We start from the raw sequence: 8,959 nt of genomic DNA, 5'->3' as shown, positions 1-8,959 counted from the left end.
GGCTGCCTGTTGTTGCGCAGTGTCCTGTTTGATCTTGTCGGTGGCGTCCCGCTTGATCTTGTCGGCGGCTGCTTGTTGTTGCGCAGCGTCCTGTTTGATCTTGTCGGCGGCTGCCTGTTGCTGGGCTGTTAGTTGTTGCGCAGCCTGTTGCCTGGTTTTCTCCGCCGCCAGTTGTTGTTGAGCGGTCTCCTTTGACCGCGCGACAGCCTGGGGAATTCCAGCGGTTGGCGGAAGGACCTGCGGCACTGCGTTTGGCGACGTCGCCGGCTGGGGCTTTTTTGTTGCCGGTTCAGCTGGTTTGACCGCTGGCGCGGGTGGGGCTGTCCTTATAATTCGAGCCTCGCGCGGCGGCGCCGCCGCGCGGAGATTCTCCTCGGTCCTCGCGTCAAGTGGCTTGCCAGGATTTGCCTGCAGGGCTTGCCGCTGTTGCGTGAATGCGACCGGCGGCGGCGGCGGCGCGACTTTGGCCACGGCCGGCCGCCTGATGACCGCGTCCGGGGGGTTCGGCGGGGCGTTGACGGCTGTGGCGCCTGTCGCGCGCTGCCTGTTTGGTCCCATCACACTTGCTCTCTCCGGAGCCACCGGTGCGGTGTGAACCGCCGGAGCCGCCGCGATCGCGCCCGGAGCGACACTTACCGCTACCACGGCCACCGCCTGCGCGTTCACGAAGGTCGCTCGCGGCACTGCCGTGACCGCGCCCGTCACTCGTTGATTCGAGTATGTCGTCGTCTGAACGATGTTGTTCACCACATTCGTGATCGTCGTCTGCTGGACCACGGTGTTTGTGATGTTCACGTTCGTAACGTACGTCTGGCTTGCCTGGTACGCGGGCACGTACACTTCGCCAGGCCCCAGGGGAAACCAGGCCACCCTGCCGCTGATTTCAAGTTCCCGCGACGACTGCGAATTCCCTACGAAGATGACGAGGGCCGGGGAATACACAGGACGGCGCGCGTACAGGTTCTGGTTCGCTTCGCGGCGTGGCGGAACCCAAGCCCAGCCTCGACCGCCGTACCCGTCGTTCACGTACGCCCACCGGCCGTAATGCGACGTCACGAATCCAAATGGCGCGTCATCGACCCAGGTCCAGCCCCACGGAGCCACCCAGGCCCAGTGCCCGTCTCTATACGGCGCCCAATCTCGCGAGACATGTGTCGGAACCCAGATCGAACCATAATCACGATCCGTCCTCCAGGTGCCGTTCTGATCGAGATCTTCATAGCCGGTGAGTTCCAGGGAAACGTAACGGGCTGATAGTGAGCGGTCTTCGCGCAGTTCCCGGTTGTACGACCACTGATCGAACGTGTCCCTGCCCGGGAGATCGTAGACGTCATAGCGGATATCGTCGGTGCCGGAGACCTGGACCTGGGAACCCCCATCCACAAGAAACGCTTCGCCTCCGCCGGTGACCTGTCCCTGGCCGTCGCGTAACGTGATGGTAGTGAATCGGCCATCCGGATCAACGGTGATGCGGTAATGGCCGCGTTGGAGCATCGTAAATGCGAGGTTCGGCGTGTCCACTTCCAACACGTCGTCTCGGTCGAGATTCCTCACGCGCACATCGATCGTGCCGGAGTTCAACTGGATCTGAACCGTGCGGTCATCCAGATTCAGAAACGAGATCAACGTCTGGCCGTCCACGCGAATCGCCGTCGACCCGATGTGCATCTCGGCTCTCGACCTGTCGCCCGTCCAGAGGCTGTCTCCCGTCGTCATCGGCCGGTTCAGACTCGCCCAGCCCCAGTCGATCTCGCCGCCAGGCTGGAAGGAGACGTCACGCTCCACGTAGTTCAGCCGGGCCACGCGCGTTGGTGGATCATCGGCCGCGAAGGCTGGTCGCACGGCGACGGCGAAGGCTGGTCGCACGGCGACGGCGAACAGGCAGAGCAGCAGGCATGCGCGCCCGCAAGAATGTGTAAAACCGACGGTGCTCTTCATCACATGGCTCCTTCTGGTCGCGCAATTTGGCATTCTTCCAGCGTTTCAACGCTGCTTCCGCGAGGGTAAGGCCGAAACCAGAAGATTGCTGTTCAGTTTTGCACCATGTCCCATGAACCCCGAAACGCTGGTCCAGAGGCGCAAGCCCCGACGTCGACGGTGACCGATCGCGTTGGTTTTGTTAGGGTTTTCGGCGAAGACCTTTGGGGCGTGTGGGGTCGAGAAGGTCGGTTTCGTGCGCAGTTTGTCAAGATTTTATCGAGTGCCAATCGAGGAATCCATTGAAAGCGAAGCGGCTTTACCTTTTCCATGCGAGGGCTGTGGCAGCGGCTACCCGTCCGCACCTGCGGAGGGGTGGGGTGGACCGAGGCGTTTCTGGTTGGCTTAATCGAGGATGTTCCCCGCCGTCAGTTCCTGGAGGAATCGCATGATCGGCCAGATGTGGAGCGGCCCGTCTTTGAGTTCAGCCGATCCCGTGTACACGCCGTGCCCGGTCTTCAGCACCCCCTGATCGATCAGGCCCTTAAGGGCGGCCCCATACTCCCGTCGCCACGTGGCGGCCGCTTTCACTTCGATCCCCACAGTGCGCGCGCCACGGGTCCAGACGAAGTCCACCTCCGCGCCGGATGGTGTTCGCCAGTAGTGCAGGTGCCCTCCGAGATTCCGGGACGCCATGGCCGCGCGCAATTCGTGCAGCACCCAGGTCTCGAGCAGGAACCCGCGTTCGAGCCCGTCGAGGGGCTCGCGAAGTCGTCCACTGAGCGCCCGCGCCACGCCCGGGTCGAATAGGTAGAACTTCGGGCTGGCCACCTCCTTGACCTTCGCCCGCTTGCGCCAGGCAGGCAGCCAGCATCCGATCAGGGTGTCCTCGAGCGTCGCAAAGTATCCCTGGACGGTGGGCCTGGCCACCGCGGCGTCTCGGGCAATCCCCGCGACGTTGACGACCTGTGCGTTGACGAGCGCCGCCACTTCCAGAAAGCGCGCGAACGAGGCGAGATTGCGGACCAGTGCTTCCTGCTGGATCTCCTCACGGACGTAGTTCGCGACGTAGGCATCCAGCACGTCGACGGCGTGATCGATCTCCATGTGAATCTGCGGGAGCAACCCGAAGCGCAACACCCGGTCGACGCTGACGTCATAGCCCAGTTCCGATGCCGTCAACGGAAAGAACTGCCGGTTGATCGCGCGGCCTGCGAGGAGGTTGACGTCCAGCCGTTTCAGCTTGCGGGCGCTCGAACCGCTCAGGGCGAAACGATAGGCTTTCCCGTGGTCCGCAATCAGCGAGTGCACCTCGTTGAGGAGGGCCGGCATCCGCTGTACCTCATCGATCACGACCCAGCGTCCGCGTGGCAGGGCCTCGACCTGCTGCCGAAACGACTCCGGCTGCCGGCTGAGCGCCAGCACCACCTGTGTGCGCAGGAGGTCGAACCAGAGCGCGTCCGGCAGCACGTGCTTCAGCCACGTGGTCTTCCCGGTCCCGCGCGGGCCGAACAGGAAGAACGAGTGGTTGGGCAGGCTGTATCGACGTGTAATCATTGACAGCATATTAACGGCAAATATGCTGACTGTCTATGCATGTCGTAGTGACCGGTCCGGCGGTGCCGTGACACGTCCCAAGCGAATTCGTGGTCTGACTCGGGAGTAACCACCTGCTTGTGGTGTGGTGTGGGCGCGTCTGGCGGACTCAATATCGTGGAAGGCACGTTTCAGCGGGTGGTGATGGCGCGACTTTTTGTCAAGTTTCTATCAAGAATGGGATCGAACGACGGCCGAGTCGTTTTTGAGCGTGCTCGTAACCAATTGATTTAAAAGGAATTGTTTGACTGGGAGGCAGGGATTTGAACCCCGAAACGCTGGTCCAGAGGCGCAAGCCGCGGCGTTGGGCTCGAACCCCTTTGCAGGGCCGTGCCGAAGGCCGTGAGAAAAGACCCTGTCCTCTACGAGCTTCTCGCGCTCATCGACGCGCTGCGTGATGGCCGCGCACGCGAGCGACAGATCGCCGAACGTGAGTTGAGCGCTCGGCTCAGGGGGTTACTGCGTGCCTGACCCGAATCGCGCGCTCTTCGAGTCCGTCGTCCGCCTGCTCGGCCCCGTGCTCGACGACCTCGTCTTCGTCGGCGGCTGTACGACCGGCCTCTTCGTCACGGACTCAGTTGCCGGTGGTATCCGTTCGACCAAGGATGTCGACGCCATCGTGGACGTGACTTCGTACGCAGAGTACACCTCGCTCGCAGAGCGCCTTCACGCCCTTTCTGGGTCGGGCGACCGTGGACTTCATCTACACCTAGGATGACAGGCCGTCGATTGTGACCCGCCGCCTTGACCTCGGCGAGATAGAAATCGCGGGGACTGAATGTCAAGTTCGGCGCACGTCGTGGAGACGGACCGCGGCGCCACGTAAACTGTTTGAGCGCAGTTTCTGCGATCAGCGGCTACTCCACCTTCGGCATTCCTTGCGTACTGCTTTTCGCAACCTCGCCGTTCATTCTGGAAATCGAGGCATCTGCGTCTGGTCCGATTCATGCAATCGCACACGCGGCGGATCGGCCCAAGCCGGGCTACGGAATCCGGCCCGGGAAAGAGGGACGGCGATATGTGTGCGAACGGCAGCCATCGCAACAACGATTGCGAGGAGGAACGGCGGATTGAGGCGTTGAAGCAGCGGGCCGAGCAGTTGAGCAGAGGCAACATGGTCTCCTGGATGTCCGACGCGGTCTCTTTGGAGCAACAGGAGCAGTTCTGGCGTCGCGTCGTCGAGTTCGATGAGGCCGCCGGACCGACGACGACCAACTTCCAGCAACTGGTCGCGGCGGGAGTGGAGCTGCCCGCTCCGGACTTGGTCGACGACGAGAAGCTGACGGGCGTACTGTGGGCGGTCGTTCAGGGTCTGGCGCTCCTGAATGTCTTTCTCACCAACACGGATCACTTGAGCGACCGCGATCTGTATGGTGCGCTCTGGCACCGCGTTCTGCGGGACGAGGTGCCCGCGCTCCCAGATGTTCCGGGTTCGGCTTGGCACGTGGACCTGGTCGGAACCGGGAGCGAAGAGGACATTCGCCTCTACCTGCGGTATTACGCCGACGAGGATTGCCGCCGGCAGTGGGTTGTCGACTTCCCCGACTACGACGTGCCGGCACACGAGGATCCCCCGTACGACCGCGACGGCCATCTGCCGCAGCCCCACTACCCGGGGCTCGTCTGGTGAGCCCAGCGTGGATCGAGGTACGAACATGTCTTGAGGGCGAAGGCACGGAGTACTACGCGCCAGGCCCGTTGTACCCGCACACGCCCATTCGGGGCGAGTTCACCACGGGACGAAGCATCTCCTCGCCGCATCGGTGTCGCGACGAGCAGGTTTCGCAGAGGAAGCACGATTCCCCGTCCACTTCGCACTCGGGACATAACGAGACCGCCGGTTCGGGGCACTGGGAGCACGGGATGTCTGGGGCTTCGTTGTTCGCTAGCGACACGATCACCTGGGAAGCCACTGGGACGATCAGCTCCCCGACGACAGAGAGGTCGACAACGGTAGTGCTCCCGAAATCGTAGTGGTGCTGGAACACGACACCTGGCCCTCAGTCGTCGCCTTTACGGGGTTCTGCCAATGGTCCGGCCACAATCGGAGAACGCTACGCTTGACGAAGCGGCAGCGTGGCACGCAAGCTCTCCACCCCTGACGGTGCGATTTAATGTCAGGTTTCTATCAAGAACGGGATCGAACGTCGGCCGAGTCGATTCGGTCTTGGCGGTTCGCTGTTGGTGCGGGTTCAAATCCGGCGTCGACGGTGACGGATCGCGTTGGTCTTGTTAGGGTTTTCGGCGAGGACCCCTGCGTATGGTGGGGTGGAGAACGGCGGTTTCGTGCGCAGTTTATCAAGATTTTATCAAGATCGATGTTTCTCGCCGATTCACGGCGACGGATTCGGGTTGCACCGCAGCCGGTGTGGAGGGGCTCGTCTCAGGCAGCGTTCTGGTCTCGGGATTGCGCTACAATTGGGTCCATGCCTACCGTCAGTCTCAAGGCCCACTACGACGGCAAGACCATCCAGCTCGATGAGCCTTTCGACTTGCCGGCGAACGCGCGCTTGATGGTGACCGTCCTGCCGTCCGTGACAGACACCGACCGCGAGGACTGGGCGGTTCTGTCGGCGGAGAATCTGGCTCGCGGGTACGGAGACGATGAGCCTGATTACTCGGTGACACAGTTGGGTGGGCGGTGAACGAGGGGGATGTCGTTCTCGTGGTACTGCCCCAGGCGGATGGCAAGCCGAAGAACAGGCCCGCCGCTGCTCTCCGCAGGATGCCGCCGTTTGGCGACTGGCTTGTGTGCGGTATTACGACCCGGCAGCGTCACGAGGTTGAGGGCTTTGACGATCCGATTCGCCCCGAAGACGACGATTACTTCGCGAGCGGATTGAAGGCGCCGTCAGTGATCCGGCTTGGTTTTCTCGCGGTCCTTCCCGAGAACCGTCTGCTGGGCACGATCGGCTCGATCGCCCCGGCCCGCCACCAGCGATTGCTGGATCGGCTCTGCGAACACCTGTCGAAGAACCAGAGACCTGACCCGCCTGAGCAGTCTGCGCGCTGACGCCGCGACTTGTGTCACGCCTCTCGCGCCCCCCCGACCTCATCTGTGTCCCGGATCCGAAGACCGCAACGGATAGCGCATACGAGACGCTACAGCGAGCCGTCACGGGCCACCCTTGGGCGACACGCAAACATCGACAACGGAGCGTTCGCAGTCAAGACCTAAGTAAGCACTGGTGGCCTATCGCTTACTTGAGACAGCCGTTAAGAAGCTCCTGTTACTTGGTGGCTGTTGGACGGGGGCCTGACCATCCTCCCGTTCTCCCTTGGTCGCTGGGCCAAGTCACGACGACGACGATGCCATCGTCACTCGACGACAATCAAGAGAGAAGATCGTGCCAAGCTGTGCCGTCACTGGTCTATAGTGGGCGCGAGCGATTGGGCCATGCATTACTGGTGGGTCAACCAGAACCAGACGTACCGGGCTGAGATCCGCGGGTGCTTCATGTGGTCGCCGAAGCAGAACGCGAACGGAGCCCGCAACCAGTTCTACGAGAACATGCGCGAAGTGTCGCCAGGCGACGTCGTGTTCTCGTTCTGCGACACGCACATCAAGGCCATTGGTGTCGTGACTGGACGAGGACAGACCGGTCCAAAGCCAGACTTTGGAACGGCCGGATCGAACTGGTCACAAGAGGGTTGGTACGTGCCGGTCGAATACTGGACTCTGGATAATCAGATCCGGCCGAAAGACCACATCGCGATCCTGCGACCCTTCTTGCCATCCAAATACTCACCCCTTCAGGAGAACGGTGACGGGCTGCAGTCCGTCTACCTCGCCCAGTTGCCCGAGGCCCTTGCGGACGCTCTCATCGGGCTCATTGGTCAAGCGTACTGGGACGCGCACGCGGCGATTGCTGACTTCCAGCGCACGCCAGACCCCACCGACCTCGACGACACGATCGCCGATCGCGAGATGATCGGTCCGACGTTTCGGGAGCAGTTGGTCAGAGCCAGGCGCGGCCAAGGCGTATTCAGGTCCAACGTGCTGCTGCGGGAGACGTTCTGCCGAGTCACGAGGGTGGATGTGCCGCGGCACCTTAATGCAAGTCACATGAAGCCCTGGCGCGATGCGACGGACACCGAACGTCTCGACGGCGCCAACGGCTTGCTTCTATCACCGCACATCGATCACCTGTTCGATGAAGGCTACATCACGTTTTCCACGAGCCAAGAGCTGGTGATCGTTCCAGAGGTCAGAGATAAGTTGCTGGATGCCTGGGGCATCGACGCCGGCGTGCGCGTCGGCGAGTTCTCGAGAGAACAGGGCGCCTACTTGGACTACCACCGCGCGAACGTCTTTAAGCATCAACTCCTCGGAAGATAAGCGTCCACACAATTCGCATCGATTGTTGTCTCCTCTGTCGACCACGCTCGCGACGGAGCGGACGCCTGCCACGACGCGGCGGTAGCGGAGCACGCAGTTCTCCGGCCCCGTTGGCGCGACATTTTGTCAAGTTTCTATCAAGAACGGGATCGAACGGCGGCCGAGTTGTTTCGGGGCGTGCTCGTAACCAATTGATTGGGAAGGCGTTGTTTGGCTGAGAGGCAGGGATTTGAAACCCGAAACGCTGGTCCAGAGGCGCAAACGCCGACGTTGCTGGTGACGGATCGCGCCGGTTCTATTAGGGTTTTCGGCGAGGACCTTTGGGTTGAGTGGGGTTGCGAACGGTGGTTTCGTGCGCAGTTCATCAAGATGTTATCGAGATCGCTGTTCGTCGCCGGCCAGACTCGCAGCGTTCAGTCTCTCAGACCGAGCGCCTGCAGACACGCGTCAACCTGGCCGAAGGCGTCCTGCTGCCACTGTTCCGGACTGCGGTCGCCGAGCACATTGGTGTTTTCGACGAATCGGCGCACACATGTTGGCCCAAAGCCATCAACGGTATCGAACTTGCCGGCAATGAGGCGGTAGCCTGCGTCACCGCTCGCATGTTCAAGAAGCGGCCGGCATGCTTCGGCAAGCGCTTCAGGTCCACCGGGGTAGTTTCGGATGCAGTAGTAGACGTCGTAGGCGTCTTTCTGCTTATAGCGCCCAGCGAGGGCATGCCCCTTCATCGCAAGGAGGGCCGGAATAGAGCAGACCGCGATCTCGACCCGGTTCGTACCGCCGGCTGGCATCGGTCCGGATATGGCCACGAACTGATAGAAGCGGAGGGCCAAGTCCGCGCCGTCGGCTCGTTGCACCGCGAAGTCGCTGATCAATGGCGGGTCGTTCTTGACGATCTCGGCATCACGCGGCATCAGGAAGTCAACGATGACGTCGATGGGAGCGCCGCCATCTTCGACGGGAACCTGGCGCACGAGTTGGAAACGTCGCAACTCATCGCGCTGGTCGTAGCCGTGGCCACGCAAGGCATCGATCAGGGTGGCGTATTCGCCATCACCCAAGGCTTCGGCGTCCAAACTGACGTCCACGTCGAGCGTGCCGACGTGC

At 62.0% G+C, this 8,959-nt stretch carries 8 protein-coding genes; 5 read left to right on the top strand and 3 right to left on the bottom strand.

Translation table 11 applies throughout. The annotated features are described in order from the left end of the window. A partial coding sequence (locus NTV05_12385; protein MCX6545191.1) for a hypothetical protein occupies positions 1-1,938 on the bottom strand: 1,938 nt, incomplete at its 3' end. Positions 1,939-2,322: 384 nt separating this feature from the next. Then, the gene (locus NTV05_12380) at positions 2,323-3,474 is read right to left on the bottom strand and encodes an ATP-binding protein (protein MCX6545190.1); all 1,152 of its coding nucleotides are present in this window, start codon (positions 3,472-3,474) and stop codon (positions 2,323-2,325) included. Positions 3,475-3,976: 502 nt separating this feature from the next. On the opposite strand from NTV05_12380, the gene NTV05_12375 reads away from it, so the two are divergent. From NTV05_12375 to NTV05_12355, 5 genes are all read left to right on the top strand, one after another. Beyond that, complete coding sequence (locus NTV05_12375; protein ID MCX6545189.1) at positions 3,977-4,231, top strand: hypothetical protein; 255 nt, start codon at positions 3,977-3,979, stop codon at positions 4,229-4,231. A 300-nt stretch (positions 4,232-4,531) separates the two neighbouring features. After that, positions 4,532-5,143: a hypothetical protein gene (locus tag NTV05_12370; GenBank protein ID MCX6545188.1), complete on the top strand. Its 612-nt coding sequence runs from the start codon at positions 4,532-4,534 to the stop codon at positions 5,141-5,143. A 796-nt stretch (positions 5,144-5,939) separates the two neighbouring features. Then, the gene (locus tag NTV05_12365; protein MCX6545187.1) at positions 5,940-6,158 is read left to right on the top strand and encodes a hypothetical protein; all 219 of its coding nucleotides are present in this window, start codon (positions 5,940-5,942) and stop codon (positions 6,156-6,158) included. After that, positions 6,155-6,526: a type II toxin-antitoxin system PemK/MazF family toxin gene (locus NTV05_12360; protein ID MCX6545186.1), complete on the top strand. Its 372-nt coding sequence runs from the start codon at positions 6,155-6,157 to the stop codon at positions 6,524-6,526. The genes NTV05_12365 and NTV05_12360 overlap by 4 nt, the downstream gene beginning before the upstream one ends. A 384-nt stretch (positions 6,527-6,910) precedes the next feature. Continuing rightward, positions 6,911-7,852 carry an HNH endonuclease signature motif containing protein gene (locus NTV05_12355; protein ID MCX6545185.1) on the top strand — a complete coding sequence of 314 codons (942 nt, stop codon included), beginning with the start codon at positions 6,911-6,913 and terminating at the stop codon, positions 7,850-7,852. A gap of 413 nt (positions 7,853-8,265) precedes the next feature. Here the strand turns inward: NTV05_12355 and NTV05_12350 are convergent. Beyond that, positions 8,266-8,959 (bottom strand): nucleotidyl transferase AbiEii/AbiGii toxin family protein (locus NTV05_12350; GenBank protein ID MCX6545184.1); only part of this gene is annotated, 694 nt, incomplete at its 5' end.

The sequence above is a fragment of the Acidobacteriota bacterium genome, assembly GCA_026393755.1.
GTDB lineage: Bacteria > Acidobacteriota > Vicinamibacteria > Vicinamibacterales > JAKQTR01 > JBAXOX01.
The sequence above is the reverse complement of the archived record's forward strand: the minus strand, read 5'-3'. Positions and strand labels throughout refer to the sequence as shown.

Bases quoted from the DNA above. Each gene is read 5' to 3' on its own strand.
- NTV05_12365 (MCX6545187.1), top strand. From the start codon at position 5,940: ATGCCTACCGTCAGTCTCAAGGCCCACTACGACGGCAAGACCATCCAG.
- NTV05_12370 (MCX6545188.1), top strand. From the start codon at position 4,532: ATGTGTGCGAACGGCAGCCATCGCAACAACGATTGCGAGGAGGAACGG.
- NTV05_12355 (MCX6545185.1), top strand. From the start codon at position 6,911: ATGCATTACTGGTGGGTCAACCAGAACCAGACGTACCGGGCTGAGATC.
- NTV05_12380 (MCX6545190.1), bottom strand. From the start codon at position 3,474: ATGATTACACGTCGATACAGCCTGCCCAACCACTCGTTCTTCCTGTTC.